Source organism: Priestia iocasae (genome assembly GCF_016909075.1).
GTDB lineage: Bacteria > Bacillota > Bacilli > Bacillales > Bacillaceae_H > Priestia > Priestia iocasae.
In genome coordinates this window covers 49797-73329 of sequence record NZ_JAFBFC010000008.1, presented here as the reverse complement: position 1 = coordinate 73329, position 23533 = coordinate 49797, and the positions used below count along the sequence as shown (strand labels likewise).

The following is a 23533-nucleotide window of genomic DNA, read 5'->3' as shown; positions in this document are numbered from 1 at the left end:
TTTATTATACTTTGACCTTTTTTGACTTTCAACTATTTTGATTGCTCTTTTTTGTGAAAGAACATTGAGGCTTTTAACCGTAACATATGAGCACGATATCAAACATTGATATAACAACACTTCTTCGCTAATATAATAATGGTAGTTAGTCGTCATAAAGAAGCATTGGTACATAACCGTTAAAAATTGAACCGTAGAGATGTTTAACTTGTCTTAAAAGAAGTTCTTAGTTTACATAAGGAGTAACAAAATGAAAAAAAACGTATTGTTGATAGCTATTTCTCTTTTAGTAGTCATGGTTGCTGGGTGTGGAAACGTAAAAGAAGGAGAAAAAGAAACATTCACTAATTCAGCGCCTGAGGATAGAAACGAAAGTTCAACTGACTCAATATCAGAAGACCAACCAGGAAGTTCAACTGATACAATGAGAGAGGTTGAAGGAGAAACTGACAACGCGACACATGTAGAGGAAACGTCAGAAGAAAAGATAACTAACCAACAATTGCTGAAAGAGAGGCAAACGTATTATCAAGAAAAATTTACAGAAGTAGAGCAAAGTATGTCAGAGTTTGATTATTTATATAAGAATGAAAACAGCAATGAAATGGCCTTTGCTGAGGAGCAGAAGCTGAACAGGTGGGATAACTTGTTAAATGATGTCTATCAAGATCTGAGAAGTCACCTTTCATCTGAAGAGAAAGATGCATTATTAATTCAACAAAGAGAATGGATTTCCACGAGAGATCAAACCGCCGAAGAAAACGCCCGTCCATTTTTGAATACCACTTCTTACGGATACGAATTAACGAAGAGTTTAGCTGAATTAACAAAGCAGCGTTGTTATGAATTAATTGAGAAATATTCCAAATGATGGTGAGGTGTAAGGGAACCTGATTCGTTTTTGGGTTCCTTTTCTTTCTTTTTAGTTAGAATGATATAGTAACCAATTGACAAACAATAGAGGGGAGATTATACTTCAACTATGTTTGGCACTTAACTGCATAAAAGCATAAAAGCGTTTAAGTGTGAAAGTTAAAGAGGAGATAAACAAACTATGAAAAAGCAGCTATCGTTTTTGCAATCATTAAGCATCATTGTTCTTATTTTAGCCTTTATTTTTGTTAGCTTATTTATTTTGAAAGTAGAGCCGCATATACCATTATTAATGAGTGTTGTGTTACTAAGTCTCATTGGTGCAGCGTTAAAATATAAATGGGCAGAGCTTGAAAATGGTATTATAGATGGCATTAAGCTAGGAATTAAACCAATTCTTATATTAGGCTTAATTGGACTATTAATTGCCATTTGGATGGCCAGTGGAACGATTCCAACCATTCTTTCTTACGGTTTTAATTGGGTATCGCCTTCGTACTTTTTAATTAGTGCGTTATTGATTACTGTCATTGTTTCTACATTTACAGGTAGTACATTTACAACGGTTAGTACGGTTGGGGTTGCGTTAATTGGAATTGGTACGGCTGTTGGGGTACACCCAGGCTTAGCAGCGGGAGCAATTGTATCTGGAGCAGCGTTTGGAGATAAAATGTCCCCTCTATCTGATACAACAAACTTTGCATCTGGAATCGTAGGCGTAAAATTATTTGAGCACATCCGCCATATGTTGTGGACAACACTACCAAGCTTACTCATTACAGCTATTATTTTCTTTGTTATTGGTATTCGTACTGATTATTCCGCGTTTCAATATGATGACATTGTGGCTGTGAAAAGTGTGTTAAGTGAGCAATTTACCATTAGTTTATGGGCGCTTGTGTCACCATTACTTGTGCTTATTTTATCTGTTAGACGAGTGGACGTCATTCCTACGTTAATTGTTGGGATTTTAAGTGGTCTTGTCACTGCTTTACTTCTTCAGCAACAATCACTTCCACAATTGTTTACTATTCTACAAGGAGGTTTAAAGGTTGAATCCGGAAATCAAATTGTCGATACCATTGTAAACCGTGGAGGATTGCAGTCGATGATGTGGTCTATTTCACTTGTCATGATTGCCCTTGCTTTAGGTGGATTAATGAGAGAACTTGGTATTGTAAAATCAATATTAGAAGGCTTAGCTTCTAATATCCGTCGAAGCGGAGACGTGGTTTTATCCACTGTTCTATCGTCCATTGGTGTGAACGTGATTACAGGAGAACAATATCTGTCCATTTTATTACCTGGTCAAACATTTAAACCTTTATATGAAAAGTGGCAACTAGCACCGAAAAATTTGTCGCGTACGTTAGAGGATGCAGGGACGCTTGTGAATCCACTCATTCCATGGGGAGTAAGTGGTGCGTTTATTGCACAAACATTAGGTGTTCCTGTCATTGATTATTTGCCATATGCCTTCTTTTTATTACTTTGCCCTCTTATATCTGTTATTTTAGGATATACAGGTATTGGGATTTCAAAAGAAGAGTCACTCAATCGTTAAGAAAACTTCTGTATACAAGCTCGCTTGTGTGCAGAAGTTTTTTTACACTCATAAATCGTTCTAAAGTCTATCTAGTCAAGGAAGACAAACAACCTTAAGATAGGAAGACAGGATCGAGCGTCTGCTGTAACGATTATCCTATCCATCCAATAATTCGAAGGGTAAATTCACAAGCAACTATTCATCCTAATGATAGACACAATTGAGGAGAGATTAACGTTGAAAAGGTGGAGCATCATTGTATTGCTTGCAATTATTGGATTTTCTTTAACCGTTTTTTTAAATCATGCAGAGAGTCATGATGATTATAAAAAGAAGATGTATCTTATGTCTCCTTATGCAAGTGAAGTAGATGTATATGAATTAACGTACCCAAGTGATGGCTTGCAAATAAAAGGATTTCTATTACAACCCAAAAACATTCAACATAAGCAGCTACCGCTTTTAGTGTACAACCGAGGTGGGAATCGAGATCACGGAGCGATTAACAAAAAAACGTTACACTACTTATCATCATGGGCAGCGAAGGGATATGTGGTAATTGCTTCTCAATACCGTGGTAATGGGGGGAGTGAAGGGACGGAAACATACGGTGGAGATGATATTCACGATGTAATGAACCTCATTCAGTGGGCCGAAGAGCTCCCTTACGTCAACCAAGATAAGAAAGTAGCAATCGGTTATTCGCGTGGTGGCATGATGACATACTTACTGATGAAAAATAATATTGAGTTTGATGCCGTTGCTGTTGTATCAGGGATTACAGATATGTTTCAGTTTTATGAGCAACGAGGAACTGAAATGAAAGAAGTTCTGAAGCAACTTGTTGGCGATCCTAATGATGACTATGAGAAGTATAGAAGTCGCTCTGTAATTTATTGGAGTGAAAAAATAAACTCACCACTTCTTCTTTTACACGGAGATCACGATAAAAAAGTACATCATACACAAGCAGAAAAGCTTGTTAAACACCTTGAAAAGAACGAAAAAGAACATAGATACATTTTATATAAAGGAGCCGATCATCCAATTCGAGCGTATTTTACACAATACAATGCTGAAATTGATCAATGGTTCAATCAGCATCTAAATAACAACATAGAAAAAACGGATCATCCATCGTGATGATCCGTTTTTTAATTAAGAGGGAGTAAATACAGAAGTAGGAAATCAAATACCAAATGCGAGATAATGACAAAGGATAAACGTTTTGTCTTTTCATACAAGTACCCCCACACGGCTCCTCCTACGACAGCAGCTAGAAGTAGAAGAGGATTAAGTGCGTATAAATGAACACTTGTATACAGTGTTGTTGCGAGTGCGATGCGAATAAATGGGGAAGAGAGAAAAGCTAACTTTTTATAAAGAAACCCTCGCCAAACTATTTCCTCACCAGGAATAATAATGAATAAAAGGGCGATATGTTGCCACCATTTTGTTGGTGCGATTGATGTGTAAAGTGAATCGATATATGGATCAATCGCCAAAGGGGCTAATAAGTAAGAACCAATGAAAAATAAGCCATATAACAGCAAACCACTGCCCACACTAAGCATCCATCCAAGGAGAGAAAGTTGCGTCATACGGAATGAATGTCTCGACAAAGTGATGAGTGCAGCGTATACAATCGGAAATGTATACCAAAAAGGAGTCACATTACCAAAGCTTAAATAAAACCCAAGGTGAGCCAAGCAAAACAGTATCAAATATTTCATCGTTTTCCACCTTTCTTCTAAGCATAATTATAAGCAGACATGCCACTCTAATAAAAGAAAAGACTATTGAGAGGATGAAGAATGGTGACACAGTCAAAGAGTCAACAAGAACGACAATGGAGAGTTCGAAAAGAATCACAAAACCCAACTCATGGAAAAGTAAAATCATTTGAAGAGCTTGCAGAAGAAGTCACACCTGCTGTGAAAAAAAACAACTAATTATTAGATTAGTGTTCATTTCACAGCACATAAAGAGCCCTTGTCTATTTACCAAATAGACAAGGGCTCTTTACTAAAAAGGTTCATTCATATTTACGGATTTGTTGACCACATACCAGCGGATTTAATGAAAATACGTGGGTGTAATTTTAATTGTGCCACCATAAATTCAGCTAAATCTTCCGGCTGCATCACTTTATCTGGATTACCATCTGTTAAGTTTTGATCAATGGCTAAGTCTGTTGCAACGGTACTTGGTGTTAACGCAGAAACACGAATGTTATGTTTGCGTACTTCTAATGCAAGAGATTCAGTTAAGCCTAATACACCAAACTTTGATGCGCTATAAGCACTTGTGACAGGTGCTCCTTTTTGACCAGCCGTTGATGAAATATTAATAATGTCTCCACTATTTTTTTCAATCATTTGTGGTAGCACGGCGCGTGTTACATAATAAACACCCATTAAATTTACATCAATAATTTTTTTCCAATCCTCAGGGTCTACCTCTAAAAACTTACCAAACTTTGCGATACCCGCGTTATTAATCAGGATATCTGTTGAGCCTAACTTTTCTTTTAAAGAAGCTACCGCTGTTTCTACCTCTTCCATTGATGCAACGTCTGCCGTTGCATAGGCTACTTGTACACCTAGCGCTTCTACTTCTGATGCAACAGATTGTAAGTCTGCTTCAGTACGCGCCATTAACCCGATATGTACCCCTTCTTTTGCAAGAGCCAGTGCCGTTGAGCGACCAATTCCTTTACCTGCTCCTGTAATAAGTGCAACCTTGCCTTTTAATACTTGTGTCATGAAAAAGCTCCTTTCACATGTGCATGATGAGTTATTATCTTACAAATAAGCTATGAAGTCAAAATGGATGCTTATTTGCTTTCCAATTTAGTATTGCTTTCAATTAAAGTAACTTACATTCCTTTTCTTTGTTACAGATATGAGCAAGCTCTGAAATTAATTCATTGATGTATCGTTTATCAAGCGATAACAGTGCTTCTACGTCGATTCCTTCTATAATGTAATGACTAAACTCCCATACAATCTCTTTAATTTCGTTATCGTTGCTTTCTGCAATTATGGTGAGTGCTTTTATGATTGATCGATTGACGGACACATCTTCTTTTGCGTAATGACGAATTTGATAAAAGCTCAAGTAAAGATAGTCGAAAAATGAAGGTCGTTTTATAATGAGCTTTAATTGTCCTTCTTCATCGTGATGAAAAGGATTAGGGAGCTGCTTTTTTCCTAAACGAGCCAAAATGTTCCCAATTTGTTCAATGCAGTTAATGGCTGTATTGGGATCATTGATTCCTGGTGAAATGGCGCGCAATGCAATTTCAGAAAGTTTGCGCAATCCAAATTCTACATCTTTATAAGGCGCTCTCTGTTCACCGATAACGACAGATTGTTGAAGTAAAGCTTCTAAGTCTTTTGATTCTCCATTCCAAATCGTAAAAAGTGGCGAGTATTTATCAGTGAAATCTGGCTGACGCTTATGAACTTTAATAACAACATCATGCTCCGAGGCAATTTTTAGCAATTGATTCGTATCCATAAATTCAATATAGCCAGATACGGGAGCCGTGACTTGAAAGCAGTTATCCATACGAATGTCATCTAAATTCATTTCTTCAAACGGTTCATTTATTCGTTCTGTTCCTCGATTTAGGTACTCTTCATCGATAATCTTGGTGGTCGAAGAAGAGATATTAAAAATTAAATTTCCGACTTGAATCCAAGAAGCTGTGTGGTGAACAAAGAAAACGAAGACGGCTAAGCAGAATATGGTGACGATAATAGCAAAAGTTGGGGATAAAAATAGCTGCTGATCATCATCTTTTCGTAATAACAATAATAGCATTACAGAATAAACGAAGCCGCCAATGAAGCTACCAAGCACGCGTTGTGTACTATGATCTGTAATAAAGTTTTGTACGGTTCTTGGTGAGAAGTTTGCTAAAAAGGTTGTAAGTACCACTAAAATGGATGAAAAGGTAATCGTCGTAATCGTTAATAATGAAGTCGAAATGGAGCTAAGGACGGTTTGAGCTAAATCTTTATCAGATAATAATACGCTCGGTATGTAGGTTAGCCACTTTTCATGTTTAGTCATAAAGTAGTCAAACTGCATCGTTACTAATGCTAATAAAACAGCAGCAATTCCATATAAAGTTGGTAAATACCAAAAGTTTGAGCGTAGTCGCTCAAATGTACCAGTTATTTTCATAAATAGATATCTTCCTCTCATCTCATTCTTCTACACTATAACCGTTCTGTACAAACATAAAACCTTCTGTTAAGTAGGTATAGTCTTTACAAAAACTATGTGTTATAGTAAACAAAGACAATTAAAGAAAGAAGTCCGTACAACTTTACTTGTGCGGGAGAGGTTCGCGAACTCCCTCTATAAAAAACTATAACCATTAATAAATGAGTGAAGAAGAGACACTGTCAATATTGGCTTGCTGACAAGGGTCTTTTTTAGTCTGTTTATTTTATATATGCCGATAGGAAGGGCTTATATATAATGGTGTTTAGTTAAAGGGAGATTGCATAGGAAGCAGTCTCTTTTTATTATGTAGACACATGATAGAGAATGGTTCACGAATGCTTTTTCTTTTGAGTAATAAAAAGGAGATGGCGTAGAGTGAAAAATGAAAAAGCAGTGGTTGTATTTAGCGGAGGTCAAGATAGTACGACCTGTTTATTTTGGGCGTTAAAAAACTTTAAAGAAGTAGAAACGGTCACGTTCCAATATGGACAGCGACATAGTAAAGAAATTGAAGTGGCTAAAGAAATTGCAGATGAGCTAGGCGTGAAACATACCGTGTTAGACATGTCATTATTAAATCAGTTAGCGCCGAATGCTTTAACGAGAGAAGAGATTGATATTGAGCATGAAGATGGAGAGCTTCCAACGACATTTGTAGATGGCCGTAATTTGCTTTTTCTCTCATTTGCAGCCGTGCTTGCGAAAAATGCAGGGGCTCGACACCTTGTAACAGGTGTATGTGAAACGGATTTTTCAGGCTATCCAGATTGCCGAGATGTGTTTATTAAGTCACTAAATGTCACGCTAAATTTATCAATGGATTATCAGTTCGTGATTCATACACCACTTATGTGGATTAATAAAGCTGAAACATGGGGATTAGCAGATGAGCTTGGTGCGTTAGAATTTGTTCGTGAGCGTACGTTAACATGCTATAACGGTGTCATTGCGGATGGCTGTGGCGAGTGTCCGGCATGCTTGCTGCGTAAACGAGGCCTAGACGACTATCTACAACTAAAAGAAGAGGGGCGTTAAAAAATGCTTCAACAAATCTATCCACAAGTTTTTCATAACTATGAGTATGAATTGAATAAAGATATGCAGTTCGCCGCTGCTCATTTTGTACCACATAAAGACGCAGGGAAGTGTCAAAACATTCATGGTCATACGTATTTTGTAAACGTAACGGTAGCAGGAAATGAGCTAGATGAATCAGGTTTTTTGATTAACTTTGCTACGCTAAAAAAACTCGTATCTGGTCAGTTTGATCATACGCTATTAAATGATCATACTCATTTATTTAATGACCAAAATCATAATGATTTCCCAACAACGGAAGTGGTTGCTAGAAAAATTTATGAAATTGTGCAGGCTCATTTAGATGAATTACCAAATAAGCCCGTATGTATGCAAGTGTTTGTTCGTGAAACACCTACAAGCTATGTTGTTTATCGACCAAAGCAGGTGAAGCATAATGGGTAAAACAATTCCAGTTCTTGAAATATTCGGTCCAACCATTCAAGGAGAAGGAATGGTAATCGGTCAAAAAACGATGTTTGTTCGTACGGCAGGCTGTGATTATTCTTGTAGCTGGTGTGACTCTGCTTTTACATGGGATGGCTCAGCTAAAGACGATATTCGTCAGCTAACGGCAGAGCAAATTTGGTCGGAATTAAAAGAGCTTGGACACGATGCATTTAATCATGTCACGATTTCTGGAGGAAATCCAGCACTGTTAAAGTCATTAGTTGAGTTCATTCAATTGTTAAAAGAAAACGAGATAAAAGTAGCCATTGAAACACAAGGAAGCAAGTGGCAAGATTGGCTGCTGTTAATAGATGACTTAACCATTTCACCTAAGCCTCCTAGCTCGGGAATGAAAACAGACATGGAGATGCTAGACTCCATCATTGAGCGTTTAATGCAAGGTGAACGTCAACATCATGTTAGCTTAAAAGTCGTTGTGTTTGATGACCGGGATTTTACTTATGCCCAAGAGATTCATAATCGTTATCCAATGATTCCTTTTTATGTGCAAGTTGGAAATGACGATACACACACTGTTGATGACTCAGCTCTTATTCAGCATTTGCTTCGAAAATATGAGTGGCTAATTGATAAAGTTGTAGCATCCAAAGACATGAATAGTGCCCGAGTTTTACCTCAGCTTCATACACTCGTATGGGGCAATAAACGTGGAGTGTAAACCTTTTCAAAAAATTTACAAACAAAATAAGAAATCATGTATTCACAAAACAACAAAACGCTGTTAGAATGACAGACGAGGAAAGTGAGGAAATAACCATGTCAGGTCGTAAGAATGAAGAATTAGAAGGTGTTACGTTGCTTGGTAATCAAGGAACAAAATACTTATTTGAGTACTCACCGGAAGTAATTGAAGTGTTTGATAACAAACATCCAAATCGTGATTATTTCGTGAAATTTAATTGTCCAGAATTTACAAGCTTATGTCCTAAAACAAATCAACCAGATTTTGCGACGATTTATATTAGCTATATTCCAGATGTGAAAATGGTTGAAAGTAAATCATTGAAGCTTTATTTATTCAGCTTCCGCAATCACGGAGATTTCCATGAAGATTGTATGAACATTATTATGAATGATTTAATTGAAGCGATGGATCCACGTTATATTGAAGTGTGGGGGAAATTTACGCCACGTGGTGGTATTTCAATTGATCCGTATGTAAACTATGGCCGTCCAGGTACGAAATATGAAAAGATGGCAGAATACCGTCTAATGAATCACGATTTATACCCTGAAACAGTTGATAATCGTTAATAAATAAGTGGCTGTCCCGTTGTGCAGCACCTGAATGTTTTCATTGTACTACTCAATGAAAGAGGGAAGGGATAAGGGGCAGCCCTTTGACTGTAATCATAATGAACAAAGAAGGTGAAAGAATGTCGCAAAGATCAGCAGTGGTATTAGGAGCAAGTGGATTAGTAGGTCAAGAACTCTTGCAACTATTACTTCAAAGCAAACTTTATCAACATGTGACAGTGCTCGTACGGAATGAGCTTCCATTAAATCATGAAAAATTGCGTCAAGTTGTAGTCGACTTTTCCAATTTAACACAATATGAAGATGAGTTTGCTGTTGATGATGTGTATTGTTGTCTTGGTACAACGATGAAAAAAGCAAAAACAAAAGCGAAATTCATGAAAGTCGATTATGAATATCCATTATCAGCAGCGAAATGTGCAGAAAAGAAGAAAGCGAGCAACTTCTTAGCCATTACTGCGATCGGTGCAGACCTTCGTTCACCGTTTTTTTATAATAAAGTGAAAGGCCAAACGGAAGAAGACATTGCAAGCTTATACATTCGCTCCACTCACTTCTTCCGTCCATCTTTACTTCTTGGAAAGCGAAATGAGCTTCGAGTTGGTGAAAAGTTCGGAGAATATGCGTTAAAAAGTTGTTCATTTTTGCTTGTTGGCAAATACCGAAAGTATAAGCCAATTAAAGCTTGTAACGTTGCTAAATCTATGATGAAAGCCGCTACACAAGATAAAGCAGGCGTTCATGTTCATGAAAGTAACGACATCTATACTGGCGAATGCTATTACTCATTTACGAACGGAAAACGAGTATTGTCTAAATAGAAAGCCCCTTGCATATGCAAGGGGTCTTTTCATTAATTGCTATTGTTGTCATCATTTCCAGATGCTTCATCACTCCAGCTTGTATAGGATGAGCTATCATCGAATTCATCATGATCATGTTCATCATCTACATAATCAACGGTCGTGTTTTGGTTTTTATTTGCACGTTTATATTTCCTAAACAATAATCCAAAAGCAAAGAAGATGACGGTTCCTACACCGATTAAAAATAAGAGAGTATCAATCATGATAAAACTTCCTTTATCTATCCTTTTGTTTGTATTGTGACAGCAAACATCATTTTGTTCAAGAGAAAGTTAAGGTGAAATATTTTTCCTCAAGGAAACTTTTTTGGATTTGCTCATATAATGTACTAACATTAACAAATGAAAAGGATGATGAAGGGTGAAATCACAAGGGAATAAAAAAGTTCAAAATTATGTGTACTTAATGTACAAATTAGGAATTATTAACGAACAACAAAAAAACGAAATTTGCAAGCAAAAATAAGAGCTTGAGTAAGTGAAAATGGTAGATGACAAGAGAGCTGACTTGAGGAGGAGCAGTCAAGTTTTTCGTTGAGAATATTAACATTCATCATATAAAAAAAGAGTGTTCCGTTTTTCAACAGAACAACCCTTTTAATAATAATGCGCTTTCAAAAACATGTATGTCATGTATGGTGAAGAAACTTGCTATACCGTTTCTGCGATAATTTTGTAATTCTTGTGATTGACAACTGTACGTTGTTCAAGATCTAATTCACGATAGTTACTCATGTATGTTAAATCAACGATAACCGAATTTTCGTTTACTTTTTCGACAATCCCTTTTAACCCCTGTTTAAATTCAATTAAATTTCCTACTTGAGCAATTGTCATTTGTCTCTCTCCTTTATGGTTAGATAATCTTTGTATACATAGATATACGAATAAAAAAGAAAAAAGTTTCAAAAATTTGAATAAAAGTAAATAAATTGGTAAAGATAACGCTTTCTTTTTTACAAGTTTGCCTTAAAAAGTTAATAGAGTAAAGAGTTTTTTTAAAAATGTTCTAGTTATTGAGCATTTTTTTGAGAAAGCTTCTTTTTTAAAAATAGTGTTTGCTATAAAATCATCTTTCAAAAAATACCAGATTCACAGGTTGTAATAGTCGACAAATGGAAATGAATTCGATATATTACACACATATAAATGTTGGAAATAGAAGGTGTATAAGATGATGAATCATATAGGTCTAGTGTTAGAAGGCGGAGGAATGAGAGGGATTTATACAGCAGGCGTTCTGGATTATTTTATGGAGAACGACCTTTATTTTCCTTATGTCATTGGTGTTTCGGCAGGGGCATGTCAAGCTTCTTCTTATTTATCACGTCAACACGGCCGTAATCGAAAAGTTAATATTGATTTTATTAACGATCCACGCTATCTATCGTTTCGTAACTATGTTCGAAATCGCGAAATGTTTGGAATGGATTTTGTGTTCAATGAAATCCCTACTTCTCTTGTGCCTTTCGATTTTGAAACCTTTCAAAATCGGAAAGAGAAGTTTGTCATTGGTACAACGGATTGTGTAACGGGAGAGCCTGTTTATTATGATGAGTACAAAGAAGATGTATTAACCATTATTCGTGCATCTAGCTCTTTGCCATTTGTCGCACCAATCGTTGAATACGATGGTCGAAAGCTGCTAGATGGTGGCATTAGTGATCCAATACCTTTGAAAAAATCAGAGCAGGATGGAAATATGAAAAATGTAGTGATCTTAACACGTAATCGAGAATATAGAAAAAAGAAATCATCCATGTTTTGGTTAGCCAAACGTTCTTATCGCAAATACAAAGGGCTGTTAGAAGCAATGGAAAAGCGATATGCACGTTACAATGACACCCTAGATTATATTGAAGAGCAAGAAAAGAAGGGAAATATTTTCGTCGTTCGTCCTCAATTACCGTTACAAGTAGGAAGAATGGAAAAAAATCCACTGAAGCTTGAGGCTCTTTATAGACAGGGATATGAGGAAGCAAAAGCTCAGCATGAAAAGCTAGAAGCATGGCTAGAAACAGAAATGAGTGCATCTTATTTGAAAACTTGATATAATGCAAGTCAGTAAACGTTATGACAACAGAGGTGGTTAAGGTGGATCAGCAGCAAGCAACACAATTATTAAGTCAATTACAGCGTGGAGAACTGAAAGAGTTTCGAGTGACGAAAGACGAGTTTTTATTGTTTAGGAAAACGCTCGTGCAACGAGAAGACTTTAAGCATTTTAGAGGAATTGCTCAACGTGGCGGGGATGTCGTATATCGCTATTTAGAAACACCACGTAGTTAACATTTACGATTGACCTCTTCATTTACACCTATTTTAATGAATTAATAAATAAAAGGTGCTATCTGTTGTAAAAAGTGATAGATTTAAAGTAATAAATGCTTGCAATTGTTTAAGCATTGTTTAGAGGAGGGATTTGATGGACGATTTTCGTAAAAGTACATCACCGTTTTACTTTGCAGATTATATTTGGAAAAATGAGCGTGGTGAGACAACATATGGGATGTTACTAGTAAACCGCCCCGATACACTTGAAAGTCATGACCTCCATTCTTTATTAAAGGAAGCTTATACAGAACAAAAGAAAGTAGAACTGATAACTGTTTATGATAACAGAGAACAATTTCTACAAGGGTATGTGCTTCATTTAGCAGATGAAGGTGATGTGTTTACCTTTATGGACGATACAGGTGCAAAACTTGTCATTGATTTTTATGACGTAGTTGAAATAGAGATCTTCGATTAAGGTGTGTAGCAGGAGCAACATGCGCTCTTGTTACACACCTTACAAAATCCCCCTGCCTCACACTCTAGCCAAAAGGCTATAGATAGAGGACAGGGGGATTTTGTTTGAAAAATAGCTAAATAAAAGATAAGTACATGTTTTTTCCTAATAGTTGGATGTTATGTGACAATGTGTTTTTCATTGTGTCAGAGAAGGAGATAAGCTGTTACATTGTACATGAGATGAACATAAATGTTATCGTTTTTTTCAATGAAATGGTCAAATTCGTATGTTAAAGTATGAACATACAAATTTTCAGGAGGGGTTTATCTCTATGAAAAAAGGTAACATAAGAAATCTAGTGGTTACTTCAGCAGCCGCTTTTTCCTTTTTCAGTGTACATAATGAAGCAAAAGCAAATACAGAGCACCAAGTGGCAAAAGGAGAGAGCCTTTGGGCGCTTGGACAAACATATGGTGTATCTATTGATACCATTAAAAAAGCCAATAGTCGACAAACTAATACGATATATGCAGGGGAGTCACTGACCATCCCAAGTAGTAACTCATATACGAGTGCAGATATTGATTTGTTAGAGCGAGTAGTAGAAGCAGAGGCAAAAGGAGAGCCGTACGAAGGAAAAGTAGCAGTAGCTAACGTCGTACTTAATCGTGTAGATTCACCTGAATTTCCTAATTCTATTACAGATGTAATCAAACAAAAGATTCCAAATGGAGCGTATGCCTTTACGCCGGTTCAAAATGGCGCTATTGATGCACCCGCTTCAGAAGAGTCAAAACGAGCAGTTCAAGAAGCACTAGTAGCAAAAAAACGTTCGACGGAGTCTCTCTATTTCTATAATCCTGATATCGCAACAAGCGATTGGATTCGTACGAGAGAAATTGTCCAAACGATTGGCAACCACGTGTTTGCAAAATAAAGTCAAACGAAAAAACCGCCAGCCAAATCCATTCGTAAACGGATTTAGCGGCGGATTTTTAGTCTTGAATGAAGATTTCAATGTCTTCACTACCTTTACTACCTGTTAACACAAGACCAATATCCGTTTCTGCTTCAAGATTTTGAACAATTGTAAATGGTACATGATGTTGATTTGCGACTTGAATGTATTTTGATAAATGAGGGTATGCAATTGTACCGTTTAAAAACAATTGCCCATCTTGAACATTCTTTATTTTTGTCACAACCTCTGAGTATGGCTTTGGCTTCATCACTTGCCCTTTTTTTAGTGCAATCTCAATGCGTTCACGAAGAGTCGTTAAGTAATAGCGACGTTCGTCAGGCTTTGTTTCTTTTGCTCCATGCATCCCACGTTCGAGGTATTCATCAATGTTGTTTTTCTTCATGCGTCTCACTCCTATTGTCATCTCTTTCAATGTTTCATGTGGGTTCACACTATTACCTTACTCGTTTTACCCGCTTTTGACGAATAATATGCAAGATGAGTTAGAGTGGAAGAGAGAGATGGGTCTCGATAAATGTCTCTAAATCAATCATTGCTTTGTACACTTGATTTGCGTCGATAGAGGGAAACTGAGCATAAATGGCTTCACCTGGTTGGACAGAAGCCTTCGCGATTTGATGAACGGTTTCTTCATCGCTTCGTGATATGCCAAGTGTCTTAAGAGAATAAGGAAGCTTAATGTCTCGATAAAAGGATAAAAGACGTTTAATTTCCTCTCTATTATACTCTAGGAATAATTGAACTAAGATTCCATAAGCCACTTTTTCCCCGTGCAGGAGATGGTGTGTTTGTTTGACAGTTGTTAACCCGTTATGAATAGAGTGAGCTGTTGCGACACGACCGTAATGATCGCCAAAGCCTCCCACCATTCCACCAGTCATGATGATTGTTTCAATGGTTTGAATAAGAGAGTGCGAAGGCTGAAGAATGGCAAGGTCCACAATGGCTTGCTTTCCGTGTGTAAGTAAGGTTTGATGACACATTTTTGCCATCGTGTGAGCAATTTCCATTGAAGTTGTTCTTTCTTCGACTTTAGAAAGCAATGCATCTGCTTCATACCATTTTGCTAATGTATCACCCAAACCAGCTCTTAAGTACGAAACAGGGGAAGTGAGAATCAATCGTGGTTCAACTAAAACCATCCATGTACTTTTTGGATACACATCGTATCGAATATAGGTTCCTTTTTCATCATAAATGACACTAAGAGGTGTCCAAGCCGCACAAGTAGAAGCAAGGGTAGGAATTAAAACAACCTCTAGTTGTGCTTCATGTCCAACCGCTTTTGCTAAATCAAGAATTTTGCCGCCGCCTACGCCGATAATCACATCTACTTGTAATAATCGTGCCTCATGATAAAGCCGTTTAATTTCTTCAAGAGAGCATTCTCCTTGATAGCGCCGATAAAATGTTTGAACCTTATGAAAGTGTGGAAGAAAAGGCTGAGCCGCCTCTAAAGACTTCTGTCCGTGTATAAATAGGGCTTTTTTAATGTGTTGTTTTTGTAATTTTTCTTCTATCATTGATAAAATACCAGTTTGACATACGTAATAAGAAGGAGCACCGCGTACTTCTAATAACGTCTTCATTTCTCATCCACCTTTCATTAAAAGGAAAAGCAACGCCGCAACGTTGCTTTTATCCATGTATTAATTCATCCATTCAGGCTTTCCAAATCCTTCGAATTCACTGTCGATTACCTTTTCAAAACCATCAGATTCCACAATTTCTTTCAAGTCTTTTGCAAATGTTGCATCGATATCTTTTGTGTTGACTACAACACGATTGCGGTAGTCATCTGGCATATTTTCTAATTGTAGAGCATCAAGTAAATCCATTTTTGCAGCTAAAGCAAAGTTACCCGGAACAGCAGATAAATCAACACTTTCTACAGCGCGAGGTAGTTGAGCTGCTTCAATTGGTTTAAAGGCAATGTTCTTAGGGTTTTCTACTACATCTTTTTCAGAAACCGTTAATGGATTTGCTTCTTCACTTAATGTAATTAATTTTGCTTCTTCAAGCATTTTTAACGCACGTGCCATATTTGTTGGATCATTTGGAACAGCGATGGCAGTACCGTCTTTTATTTCATCAAGTGACTTATATTTGTTTGAATAAATGCCCATTGGAGCAGTTGGAACGATAATCACTTCTGATAATTCTAATTTGTTTTCTTTTGCAAAAGATTCCATGTACACTTTATGCTGAAATAGGTTTGCATCAATTGAACCGTTCGCTAATGATTTGTTTGGTTGAATGTAGTCGCTAAATTCTACAACCTCCACTTTGTATCCTTTTTCCTCTAATCCTGGTTTAATGGCTTTTGATACCATGTCACTGTAAGGACCCGTTGTTGCTCCAATTTTAATTTCTTTCTTTTCCGTAGAAGAACTTTCTTCACTGCTTCCACACGCTGTTAAGGCAGAAAGGCTTAAAAGTAAAATAAGTGCGAATAACCATTTTTTCATATTTAGATTCCTCCAAAAATTTAATTAGTAAAAGCGTTTAAGTAGTAAAGCGCAAAGGCGCAACTATCGTTTATCAACAACACGAGCAAGCTTATCTCCTGCAAATTGAATAATTTGAACTAAACAAATAAGTACAATAACGGTTGTAATCATAATGGTATTATCATAGCGATAATAGCCAAAGCGAATGGCTAAATCACCAACTCCACCACCACCAACGATACCAGCCATTGCAGAATAACCAATTAAGCTAATCGTTGTAATGGTAACACCTTGGACAATTCCTGGTTTTGCTTCTGGTAGTAACACATCTTTTATAATCATCCAAGGAGATGCACCAACAGCGATTGAAGCTTCAATCACACCTTTATCAACTTCACGTAACGAGGTTTCCACAATACGTGCGAAAAAAGGAATAGCAGCAACTGATAACGACACAGAAGCCGCTGTAGGGCCAATGGTGGTGCCTGTAATCAGTTGGGTGAGCGGAAGTAAAGCTACTAAGAGAATAATATAAGGAATGGACCTCACAATGTTCACAAAGAATCCGAGTCCTTCTTTTACTACTCGGCTCTCTAAAAACAAGTCACGATCTGTTACAAAAAGTAGAATACCAATAGGTAAACCTACAACTAGTGAAATAGAGAGTGAAATACCGACCATGTAGATGGTTTCAATAAATGCTTTATTTAAATCTGGTAACAACGTCATAATCGCATCAAGAGACATAAGACATCACCTCCAGCTCATTTGTGCGCTCATGAAGATAACGAATTGTTTTTTCAACCTCATCAGGTTGTCCGATAAGTTCCATAATAAAAATGCCTAATGGTACACTCTGAATGTATTCAATCTTTCCATGTAGAATGTTTCCTTTTACCTTAAAAGCTTGCAGCGCGTCTGATACAACCGATTCACCAGCAACAGATCCTTGAAATTGAATTTTGACGATTTTACCTTTTGTTTCTGTTAGCAAATGTTCCGGTACTTCAAAGTCAAGCACGCTCGAGATAAACTGTTTCGTTAGCTCAGCTTGAGGGTTTGCAAAAATGTCATATACAGGGCCTTCTTCGATGATCTTTCCATCTTGCATGACGGCGACACGATGACAAATATCTTTTACCACTTCCATTTCATGCGTAATTAAAACAATGGTCAATCCAAGTTCACGATTGATCTTTTTTAATAACTGTAAAATCGATTTTGTTGTCGTTGGATCTAAAGCAGAGGTTGCTTCATCGCATAATAGTACGCTTGGGTTATTTGCTAACGCACGGGCGATACCAACTCGTTGCTTTTGTCCGCCACTTAATTGAGAAGGATACACGTCCTTTTTATCCGATAAGCCAACCATATGTAAAAGTTCAAGTACACGCTCTTCAATTTCCGGTTTTGATAGTTTTGCAGCTTTTAAGGCAAATGCAATATTTTCAAACACAGTTTTGGAACTAACAAGATAAAAGTGCTGAAAAATCATGCCGATTTTCTGTCTAGCTTCTCTTAATCTCTTCTCCGATAGCTTTGTTAAATCAACTCCGTCAATGATAATTTCTCCAGATGTAGGCTTTTCCAGTAAGTTTAAGCAGCGGATTAATGAGCTTTTACCAGCACCGCTATAACCGACAATACCAAAAATTTCTCCTTTTTCAATTGTGACGGATACATGGTCAACACCTGTAATTGTTCCTTTCTTTGTCTTGTATTCTTTATGTAGTGACTTTACTTCAATCATTGTCTCACTCCTTTAACACTAAATAGATGAATGCTGATAAAAAAAGAAAAGCCTCTTTTCTAAAAGAGGCATCGCTATCTATCAACGACTTATCTTTCAGAATTAAATCATTCTGCAGGAAGTAGCACCGTTCCACAAGGGGAGGTTGCTGGACATCATAGGGCCTGGTCCCTCAGTCACTCTCGATAAGTAAAATATTCATTTTTAAGATAATTGAATAATAATTCCTAGTAATCAGATTGTCAATAGATAATGTTAAGATAATTTTAAAAACTATACAATATTTCTATTATTTATTTTTATATTGAAGTTTGAGTGAAAATAGGGTTTAATAGAGTTAGAGACAAATTGTTACAACGATTTTATTTTTTTAGCCTTTAATGTAAGCGATTTCAGTTTTCGTTACATATACAACAACGTTTGGGGAGACGTTTGTTGTTCTGTCATTGATATGAATATACATGACTTTCTATAAAAGGGGATTATATAGAGGGAGAAAGATTTCGGTCAAAAAGGGTACAGATAGAAAATAATCGTTGTAACGTAAGGGGAATAAGAAATGGACCATCATCAAAACTCAGTAAGAGAAGAGTTTTGGTTGACGGTCCATTTTGCATGAAAGAGAATGACAATCAAAATGTAACGCTTATCATCGCTTATGTTTATTGAGCTGTATATCCACCATCCATTACAACGGCTTGGCCTGTCACACCTTTTGCTTTGTCACTTGCTAAAAAGAGCGCATAATCAGCAATTTCGTCTACAGATAAAAGGCGCTGTTGAGGAACGAGTGGGTAAATAACTTGTTCCAACACTTTTTCTAATGGAATGTTTCTTGTTGTAGCTAAGTCTTGTAACTGATTTCGAACGAGTGGTGTATCAACATAGCCTGGGCAAAGAGCGTTTACGGTAATTCCTTCTGCAGCACCTTCTAAAGCCGAGACTTTCGTCAAACCGATGACGCCATGTTTGGCACTATTGTAAGCCGCTTTTCCAGCAAAGCCAATGAGTCCGTTGATAGAAGACATGTTAATAATGCGACCGAACCCTTTTTCCTTCATTAGCGGAAATACGTGCTTCGTTGCTAGAAATGGAGCTGTTAGCATAATTTTTAGAAGTAGCTCGAATTTTTCAGTTGGAAATTCTTCAATCGGTGCTACATGCTGCATGCCGGCGTTGTTAATTAAAATATCGACTGAGCCGAAATGAGAGTGTGTATGATCTAATGCCGCCTTCACTTCTTCTTCATTTGTCACATCACATTTAACACCAATCACATCATACCCTTTATCAACGAGCTGCTTTGCTGCTTTTTGAACACCTTCATCGTTAATATCAGATAATGCTACCTTTGCACCGTTTTGTGCAAAGCGTTCTCCGACTTCGTATCCAATTCCTTGTGCAGCTCCTGTAATAAACACGACTTTATCTTGTACCATATAAAATCCTCCTTTAATAAATAGATGTAGTTGGTTACATAATACCAAGACTAGCTAAAATAATTGCCACCACAACAGCAATTGTTGGAATTAAAAGAGCAACAACAGCAATGTCTTTGTAAGAATCTTTATGTGTTAATCCAGTTACAGCAAAAAGAGTTAATAACGCTCCATTATGCGGTAAGATAGAAGCCCCTGACGCTAATGAAGCGATGCGGTGAAAGCCTGATGGATCCATACCTGTTGACTGTGCTAGCTGATAATATTGATCTCCAAGTGCTTCAAGTGCAATTCCCATTCCACCAGAGGCTGATCCTGTAATCATGGCTAACACTTGAACAGCGACAGCTTCTGAAATTAGTGGATTTCCTTTTATGCCAAGAAGTAAGTCTGTTAAGGTTTCAAAGCCGGGTGCAGCTGTTACTACAGAACCAAACCCAACAGCAGCACTCGTGTTAATTAAGGCCATAACAGATCCAGAGGCACCACCATTTACAGCTTTAATAAATGACTTGTATTTTTTGATGTTAAATAACATGATCGCAAGAGAACCAACAATTAGGGATGGAATGATGTCCCATTTCAACACGTTTAAGGTAATGACCACGATAACAAGAGGTAAAAAAGAAAGAATCCAGTTTGGGAGCTCCGCTTCGTTTACTTCTTTTACTTCTTGTCCACCTTTAGGCTCATCGTATGTATCGCCTGCTTTGGTTAATCGACCTTCTCGCCATTTTAAATACAAATAGCCGCCAACTGCCATGATTATTCCCGCTACAATCCCCATAATCGGTGCTGCGACAGGTGATGTTTTAAAATATGGGATAGGAATTAAGTTTTGAATTTGAGGTGTACCGGGTAAAGCGGTCATTGTAAATGTAAATGCACCTAACGCAAATGTCCCAGGTAATAATTTGCGTGAAATATCTGCTTCACGGAACAATGCGATGGCTAGTGGATAAATAGCAAATACAACGACGAATAAGCTAACCCCACCATATGTCAAAACAGCTGCCGCAATTAAAACACCTAAAATTGCTCGCTTCTTCCCAAGAATTTTTGTAATTCGAAAAGCAACAGATTGAGCTGCTCCGGTATCCTCCATTAACTTTCCAAAAATCGCTCCTAGTAAAAAGACTGGAAACCACTTTTTCGCAAAGTCAACAAAGCCTGTCATGTATGTTTCAGTGTAAGCAGGCAATAAATCTAAACCACTGAGTAACGCCACAACAGCTGATACAAGAGGAGCAATCCAAATAATTGACCAACCTAGATAAGCAAGAATCATTAGTAGAACAAGGCCAACAACAATACTAAGCATAGGAAATCCTCCTTGTAAGTAGGTAGTGAAAAAAAGGAAGAAAAGACTTTTTATAGCATGTGTTAAATTAGATTTTATATGTATAGAGAAGAAAAATTTAACACAGATAAAAAGAGCCTAACAAAGGTAGGCTCTCATTTGACAAGAGAATGTCTTTCTCTTTTTGTTATTTAATGTCGAGTTCATGTGCTTTTTGCTTGGCTTTTTCGATCTTTGTCTCACGCTCCATGACCTTTCCAATTGGATAAGTAGTATGAGGGTTCATTTTTTGTTGACGACGTTTATTTAAACGATCAACCAACAGTCCAATTACTAATAAAATAAGGGCGATGAAGACAAGAATAACCCAACCATTCATGTTCATTCCTCCTCAGAAGCGAATCGTTATAAAACCGTTCCCGCTTACGCTTTGTCTTAAACATAAGAGGATAGATATCAAGAAAATTTTGTTTTAATGGACAAATGCCCACACATTCCTGACTTTTAAAGCATATGTAGTAGTGTATTAGGCTTTCGTACAATTTGAAGATAAAAAAAGGAGGCTGACCATATGCAAGCGTTTGATACAAGACGTCCTATCGGTTGGCGCCCACGACCAGGTTGGCGTCCACGTCCAGGTTGGGGAGGTCCATTTGTAGGAGGACTAGTAGGAGGAGCAGTAGGAAGTTCGTTAGCGTCTCCAAACTACGTTCCATATTATCCGCCATACCCATACCCATATCCTTATCCTTACCCATATCCACCATACCCATATCCTTATTCTTAGAAAAGAGTCAAAGAGCATCCAGTTGACTCCTTCTGAAGCAACCCTTGTCTTTAAAATCTAATCATAGGATTGGATCGATAGGTAAGGGTTGTTGAATGAAGGTGTTTTGTCGTAAGAGAGACGATTTATTTTGACAGATTACGCGTGCGAAGAAGGACTTTAGATGTAATTGTCGAATTGTTTAGTTAAGTTGGAAAATTCAACTTTTGAAGAGGTAATTTACGTCGTTAGTTGTCTGACAACAAACAAAAGGGGGAAAAGATGAAGTACATTATTTCACTGTCAAACCGAATTATGCAAAGGTATTTACCAGATCCATTTTTATTTGTTATTTTGTTAACGCTTACGGTTTTTGGATTCGCCCTTGTACTAACCGATAGTACACCGATGAACATTGTTCAATATTGGGGTGAAGGCTTTTGGGGACTACTTGCTTTTTCTATGCAAATGGTTCTTGTGTTGGTAACGGGACATGTTCTTGCGAGTAGTCCATTTTTTAAATCAATTCTTGGGAAATTAGCTTCCTTACCATCTGCTCCTGGACAAGCTATTTTGTTAGTGACAGTTGTGTCTTTGTTAGCAAGCTTTATCAACTGGGGATTTGGTCTTGTTATAGGAGCTTTGTTTGCGAAAGAATTAGCTCGCAAAGTAGATGGTATAGACTATCGCTTATTAATTGCGAGTGCTTACAGTGGCTTCGTTATTTGGCATGGTGGTCTCTCTGGCTCTGTTCCATTAACTATCGCAACACCGGGTCACTTTTCAGAAGGATTAATTGGTATTATTCCAACAAGCGAGACCATTTTTTCTACATATAACTTAGTTATTGTCGCAGCTCTTTTTATTACCATTCCATTCATTAATCGACTAATGATGCCTTCAAAAGAGCAAACCATTGTCATTGATAGAGCGTTATTAGAAGATGGACATGATTTGCAGGCTGCAAGTATTGAAGCAACTGAACCAACGCCTTCTGACAAGTTGGAAAATAGCCGTGTGCTATCTTTTCTCATCGGTGCTATAGGTGTGGCATTTTTGGCTTATTACTTTGTAAACAACGGATTTAAGCTTAATTTAGACATTGTGAACTTCTTGTTCTTATTTTTAGGTATCTTACTACATGGCACACCGAGGCGTTTTTTGGAAGCGGTGACAAATGCAGTGAAGGGAGCAAGTGGTATTATTATTCAATTCCCATTTTATGCTGGTTTAATGGGAGTGATGGTTTCTTCAGGGCTTGCGAACGTGATTTCAGAAGGGTTTGTATCTATTTCAAATAGCACAACATTTCCGGTATTTGTATTTTGGAGCGCAGGACTTGTAAATTTCTTTGTTCCGTCGGGTGGCGGTCAATGGGCTGTACAAGCACCGATTGTATTAGAAGCAGCTCAAAACTTAGGCGTACCGGTATCAAAGGCTGCTATGGCAGTAGCTTGGGGAGATGCGTGGACGAATTTGATTCAACCATTCTGGGCATTACCTGCGCTTGCTATTGCTGGATTAAAAGCGAAAGATATTATGGGGTATTGTGTCATTCTTCTATTTGTGACAGGCGTCATTATTTCGCTAGGGTTCTTAATTCCTTAATAATGAAGATCTAGGCTTTTTCATTTTTAGCAGGAGAGTGGATAATAGTGGTGTAATAACAGAAGATAAAGTCGCCAAAAATAAAAGTAGCAAAATAAATATTTCCTCTTGCAACAATTTTTTATTTTGCTATAATATGGTCCGGTGATTCTATTTTTAGATATCACTGGGTGGGT

Annotated in this window: 28 protein-coding genes and 2 riboswitches; of the genes, 15 read left to right on the top strand and 13 right to left on the bottom strand. The window is 37.3% G+C overall.

Annotation, left to right across the window (positions count from 1 at the left end; genetic code table 11):
* The first annotated feature begins 250 nt into the window (after positions 1-250).
* The 3 genes from JOC83_RS17770 (at position 251) to JOC83_RS17760 (ending at position 3562) form a co-directional block, all read left to right on the top strand.
* Positions 251-871: a lysozyme inhibitor LprI family protein gene (locus JOC83_RS17770; RefSeq protein WP_205188742.1), complete on the top strand. Its 621-nt coding sequence runs from the start codon at positions 251-253 to the stop codon at positions 869-871.
* Between the two features lie 183 nt (positions 872-1054).
* Positions 1055-2437: a Na+/H+ antiporter NhaC gene (gene nhaC, locus JOC83_RS17765; protein ID WP_205188741.1), complete on the top strand. Its 1383-nt coding sequence runs from the start codon at positions 1055-1057 to the stop codon at positions 2435-2437.
* A 219-nt stretch (positions 2438-2656) separates the two neighbouring features.
* Positions 2657-3562, top strand: a complete 906-nt coding sequence (locus tag JOC83_RS17760) for an alpha/beta hydrolase family protein (protein ID WP_205188740.1) — start codon at positions 2657-2659, stop codon at positions 3560-3562.
* Positions 3563-3573: 11 nt separating this feature from the next.
* On the opposite strand, the gene JOC83_RS17755 is transcribed toward JOC83_RS17760, so the two are convergent.
* Positions 3574-4152 (bottom strand): CPBP family intramembrane glutamic endopeptidase, encoded by a 579-nt coding sequence (locus tag JOC83_RS17755; protein WP_205188739.1) that lies wholly within the window; start codon positions 4150-4152, stop codon positions 3574-3576.
* 84 nt (positions 4153-4236) lie between these two features.
* Here JOC83_RS17755 and JOC83_RS20100 point away from each other — a divergent pair, with 84 nt between their 5' ends.
* The gene (locus JOC83_RS20100; protein WP_338038942.1) at positions 4237-4371 is read left to right on the top strand and encodes a DUF6254 family protein; all 135 of its coding nucleotides are present in this window, start codon (positions 4237-4239) and stop codon (positions 4369-4371) included.
* Between the two features lie 93 nt (positions 4372-4464).
* Here the strand turns inward: JOC83_RS20100 and JOC83_RS17750 are convergent, their stop codons facing one another.
* Both JOC83_RS17750 and JOC83_RS17745 read right to left on the bottom strand, forming a co-directional pair.
* Positions 4465-5184 carry a 3-ketoacyl-ACP reductase gene (locus JOC83_RS17750; protein WP_205188738.1) on the bottom strand — a complete coding sequence of 240 codons (720 nt, stop codon included), beginning with the start codon at positions 5182-5184 and terminating at the stop codon, positions 4465-4467.
* Between the two features lie 103 nt (positions 5185-5287).
* Positions 5288-6613 carry a DUF2254 domain-containing protein gene (locus tag JOC83_RS17745; RefSeq protein WP_205188737.1) on the bottom strand — a complete coding sequence of 442 codons (1326 nt, stop codon included), beginning with the start codon at positions 6611-6613 and terminating at the stop codon, positions 5288-5290.
* 153 nt (positions 6614-6766) lie between these two features.
* Positions 6767-6810, top strand: a riboswitch (PreQ1 riboswitch).
* A gap of 223 nt (positions 6811-7033) precedes the next feature.
* Between JOC83_RS17745 and queC the strand changes: the two genes are divergently transcribed.
* The 5 genes from queC to JOC83_RS17720 all read left to right on the top strand — a co-directional run bounded on the left by queC (position 7034) and on the right by JOC83_RS17720 (position 10284).
* The gene (gene queC, locus JOC83_RS17740; RefSeq protein WP_205188736.1) at positions 7034-7693 is read left to right on the top strand and encodes a 7-cyano-7-deazaguanine synthase QueC; all 660 of its coding nucleotides are present in this window, start codon (positions 7034-7036) and stop codon (positions 7691-7693) included.
* A gap of 3 nt (positions 7694-7696) precedes the next feature.
* A complete protein-coding gene (queD, locus tag JOC83_RS17735; protein WP_205188735.1) occupies positions 7697-8140 on the top strand; it encodes a 6-carboxytetrahydropterin synthase QueD in 444 nt (147 codons plus the stop codon).
* On the top strand, positions 8133-8864 hold the full coding sequence (gene queE / locus JOC83_RS17730) for a 7-carboxy-7-deazaguanine synthase QueE (RefSeq protein WP_205188734.1): 732 nt from the start codon (positions 8133-8135) through the stop codon (positions 8862-8864). The genes queD and queE overlap by 8 nt, the downstream gene beginning before the upstream one ends.
* A 98-nt stretch (positions 8865-8962) precedes the next feature.
* Positions 8963-9460 carry a preQ(1) synthase gene (gene queF / locus JOC83_RS17725; protein ID WP_205188733.1) on the top strand — a complete coding sequence of 166 codons (498 nt, stop codon included), beginning with the start codon at positions 8963-8965 and terminating at the stop codon, positions 9458-9460.
* Between the two features lie 122 nt (positions 9461-9582).
* Entirely contained in the window at positions 9583-10284 is a 702-nt protein-coding gene (locus tag JOC83_RS17720) for an NAD(P)H-binding protein (RefSeq protein WP_205188732.1), read from the top strand.
* A 32-nt stretch (positions 10285-10316) separates the two neighbouring features.
* Here the strand turns inward: JOC83_RS17720 and JOC83_RS17715 are convergent, their stop codons facing one another.
* Together JOC83_RS17715 and JOC83_RS17710 are read right to left on the bottom strand one after the other, a co-directional pair.
* Complete coding sequence (locus tag JOC83_RS17715) at positions 10317-10532, bottom strand: hypothetical protein (RefSeq protein ID WP_205188731.1); 216 nt, start codon at positions 10530-10532, stop codon at positions 10317-10319.
* A gap of 447 nt (positions 10533-10979) precedes the next feature.
* The gene (locus JOC83_RS17710; RefSeq protein ID WP_205188730.1) at positions 10980-11165 is read right to left on the bottom strand and encodes a YkvS family protein; all 186 of its coding nucleotides are present in this window, start codon (positions 11163-11165) and stop codon (positions 10980-10982) included.
* Between the two features lie 337 nt (positions 11166-11502).
* On the opposite strand from JOC83_RS17710, the gene JOC83_RS17705 reads away from it, so the two are divergent.
* The 4 genes from JOC83_RS17705 to JOC83_RS17690 all read left to right on the top strand — a co-directional run bounded on the left by JOC83_RS17705 (position 11503) and on the right by JOC83_RS17690 (position 13999).
* The gene (locus tag JOC83_RS17705) at positions 11503-12378 is read left to right on the top strand and encodes a patatin-like phospholipase family protein (protein WP_205188729.1); all 876 of its coding nucleotides are present in this window, start codon (positions 11503-11505) and stop codon (positions 12376-12378) included.
* A 44-nt stretch (positions 12379-12422) separates the two neighbouring features.
* Positions 12423-12617, top strand: a complete 195-nt coding sequence (locus JOC83_RS17700) for a hypothetical protein (protein WP_205188728.1) — start codon at positions 12423-12425, stop codon at positions 12615-12617.
* Between the two features lie 136 nt (positions 12618-12753).
* A complete protein-coding gene (locus tag JOC83_RS17695) occupies positions 12754-13080 on the top strand; it encodes a hypothetical protein (RefSeq protein ID WP_205188727.1) in 327 nt (108 codons plus the stop codon).
* 313 nt (positions 13081-13393) lie between these two features.
* Complete coding sequence (locus JOC83_RS17690) at positions 13394-13999, top strand: cell wall hydrolase (RefSeq protein ID WP_205188726.1); 606 nt, start codon at positions 13394-13396, stop codon at positions 13997-13999.
* 58 nt (positions 14000-14057) lie between these two features.
* Here the strand turns inward: JOC83_RS17690 and JOC83_RS17685 are convergent, their stop codons facing one another.
* The 8 genes from JOC83_RS17685 to JOC83_RS17650 all read right to left on the bottom strand — a co-directional run bounded on the left by JOC83_RS17685 (position 14058) and on the right by JOC83_RS17650 (position 21362).
* On the bottom strand, positions 14058-14426 hold the full coding sequence (locus JOC83_RS17685) for a YueI family protein (protein ID WP_205188725.1): 369 nt from the start codon (positions 14424-14426) through the stop codon (positions 14058-14060).
* A gap of 100 nt (positions 14427-14526) precedes the next feature.
* Positions 14527-15633: an iron-containing alcohol dehydrogenase family protein gene (locus tag JOC83_RS17680; RefSeq protein ID WP_205188724.1), complete on the bottom strand. Its 1107-nt coding sequence runs from the start codon at positions 15631-15633 to the stop codon at positions 14527-14529.
* Between the two features lie 60 nt (positions 15634-15693).
* Positions 15694-16512 carry a MetQ/NlpA family ABC transporter substrate-binding protein gene (locus tag JOC83_RS17675; RefSeq protein WP_205188723.1) on the bottom strand — a complete coding sequence of 273 codons (819 nt, stop codon included), beginning with the start codon at positions 16510-16512 and terminating at the stop codon, positions 15694-15696.
* A 63-nt stretch (positions 16513-16575) separates the two neighbouring features.
* Positions 16576-17241, bottom strand: coding sequence for a methionine ABC transporter permease (locus JOC83_RS17670; RefSeq protein WP_205188722.1), 666 nt, complete (start codon positions 17239-17241; stop codon positions 16576-16578).
* Positions 17231-18244: a methionine ABC transporter ATP-binding protein gene (locus JOC83_RS17665; RefSeq protein ID WP_205188721.1), complete on the bottom strand. Its 1014-nt coding sequence runs from the start codon at positions 18242-18244 to the stop codon at positions 17231-17233. Before JOC83_RS17665 ends, JOC83_RS17670 begins: the two co-directional genes overlap by 11 nt.
* Positions 18245-18330: 86 nt before the next feature.
* Positions 18331-18436, bottom strand: a riboswitch (SAM riboswitch).
* A 470-nt stretch (positions 18437-18906) separates the two neighbouring features.
* Entirely contained in the window at positions 18907-19683 is a 777-nt protein-coding gene (locus JOC83_RS17660; RefSeq protein WP_205188720.1) for a 3-hydroxybutyrate dehydrogenase, read from the bottom strand.
* Positions 19684-19717: 34 nt separating this feature from the next.
* Positions 19718-21004 (bottom strand): GntP family permease, encoded by a 1287-nt coding sequence (locus tag JOC83_RS17655; protein ID WP_205188719.1) that lies wholly within the window; start codon positions 21002-21004, stop codon positions 19718-19720.
* A 166-nt stretch (positions 21005-21170) separates the two neighbouring features.
* Positions 21171-21362, bottom strand: coding sequence for a hypothetical protein (locus JOC83_RS17650; RefSeq protein ID WP_205188718.1), 192 nt, complete (start codon positions 21360-21362; stop codon positions 21171-21173).
* Between the two features lie 192 nt (positions 21363-21554).
* Here JOC83_RS17650 and JOC83_RS17645 point away from each other — a divergent pair, with 192 nt between their 5' ends.
* On the top strand, positions 21555-21770 hold the full coding sequence (locus tag JOC83_RS17645; RefSeq protein ID WP_205188717.1) for a hypothetical protein: 216 nt from the start codon (positions 21555-21557) through the stop codon (positions 21768-21770).
* Positions 21771-22031: 261 nt separating this feature from the next.
* Positions 22032-23357, top strand: a complete 1326-nt coding sequence (locus JOC83_RS17640) for a short-chain fatty acid transporter (RefSeq protein ID WP_205188716.1) — start codon at positions 22032-22034, stop codon at positions 23355-23357.
* Positions 23358-23533: the final 176 nt, after the last annotated feature.